Below are 1,746 nucleotides of genomic sequence, written 5' to 3' on the forward strand. Positions count from 1 at the left end.
TACGGATTTCGTAGTTCCGTACTTATCATTTTTGATTTTAATGAATCTTGCGATTCTAGTGTTGGATATTCAATAACATTTTCATCCGTTTTTACATTGTAGACAGTCTGTTGATTGTCTATACTTTCAGTATTGTCTTCCCCTGTATCTTTTAAGCCAAAAGTTCGAAAGAATCCTCGCCAATCTTTCAGTGTCACATTCTCCGACTTGCTAAACTGTATTGTCTCTTTTGCTATTGTTATCAAATTTTTAAGATTACCAACTATGGCTTGATAAAGCGCTTTTAGTAAACTTCCATTTCCTAATAAATCACCTACTAATGGCCCGATATAATTAGCAATCTTTTCTATATCTTCCGGCTTCCCCTTATCCATCAAATGTATTGTAAACTTTCGTAATAAAGCCGTGTATCTATTCTCATTCGTATTTACGAATACTGGGCTCTTGTCAGAACCATTCAACTCCATTTTTCCATCCTGAGATTTAAACATAGAAAATGGGCTATGAAACTGTGCTCCGTTTAGCACGCCATAAGCTTCACAATACTTTTGTTCAGAATTTGGAATTTGTTTCATTAGCACATGTACAAAATCTCTGTCTACTGAATAGTTTGTAATTTTGCTGCCATGTTTTTCTATTTGTGCTACATATCCTTCAAAAAATTCATTGGAAAAGCCTTGTCCATCCATTCCTACGCACTTGGATATTTTGTCTGAATCTGAGACTATAGTTGTGTACATGGCTTTGTTTGCCCCCTTGGAATGTCCTACAACCACTATGTCATCAAATGACTTCTCATTCCTCTGAAAAAACTTTAGAGCATTATCTTGGCAAGGAGTATCTTTTAGAGAGATTCCTTTGACATTATCATCCCACTCCTCATATCCAGTAGTACCTTTATATGTAATTATTCCTTGTTTAGAAATTGGGTCTTGATAACAAATCTGGAGATTATATTTTTTACCTTTTTTTGTAGTAATTTGCTCTGAATCCTTTACAACTAGATTCTTTAGTTCTTCATCACTCTTGATTGTTTCTATAATGTTCGCCCAATTTTTACCACTAATTAAAGCGCCATCAACAATGTTTTGTTTTTCTTCATTTCCGATATTGAATAATGTCTTTTTCCTGTAGTTGCGAAGGTTATCAAGGGCTTTGTCATCGAAAATTTTCAAAATTCTAACAACGCTTTTTTCATCTTTTACTTCTAGTAATTCCTTATCAATTCCTGCAGCTTTTAGAACATTTTCATCAATGTATGTTATATGCTCTAGTAATGCTAATTTTTCATCGGTCATTTCTTTCCCATCCTCTGCCTTCTCTTCTATCAACTCTGTTACTATCGTACATACAATAAACATCATCAGATTCAAAACTACGATTATGTTCCTTAGATGGAATACTGTCTACTACAGGCTTCTTGAAACAATACATAGTCAAATCCCATTCTCGTGTTTCACTGCTTAAAGCCTCAACAATTCTATCCATTATAGAATCAGTAACAGATGTATCTTTATTATCTATATAGATACATATGTCAATCCACTTAACCTCTCCCTCGTCAGAAACACCAGTCAATTCAACAAACATCTTGTACTTTTGACCTTCAAAGATTCCAGCAAGCTTTTCTTCAATTTCTTTTTGAACAATAGGAGTCTGAATAACCCATGCATACTCATCAGTAAATCCAAATCCCTTTGGTTCTACAGCAAAGCAATCTACTTCCGGATCATCACCTTCTGCATA

Annotated in this window: 2 protein-coding genes; both read right to left on the reverse strand. The window is 34.3% G+C overall.

All coding sequences use genetic code 11. The features are described 5' to 3' along the window. The coding region (locus BLP50_RS14140) for an Mbeg1-like protein (protein ID WP_176753801.1) at nucleotides 1-1,298 on the reverse strand (1,298 nt) is incomplete at its 3' end. After that, nucleotides 1,288-1,746, reverse strand: a 459-nt coding sequence (locus BLP50_RS14420) for a hypothetical protein (RefSeq protein ID WP_176753802.1), incomplete at its 5' end; no start/stop codon positions are given. The genes BLP50_RS14420 and BLP50_RS14140, both read right to left, overlap by 11 nt.

The sequence above is a fragment of the Pseudobutyrivibrio sp. AR14 genome, from assembly GCF_900101325.1.
GTDB lineage: Bacteria > Bacillota > Clostridia > Lachnospirales > Lachnospiraceae > Pseudobutyrivibrio.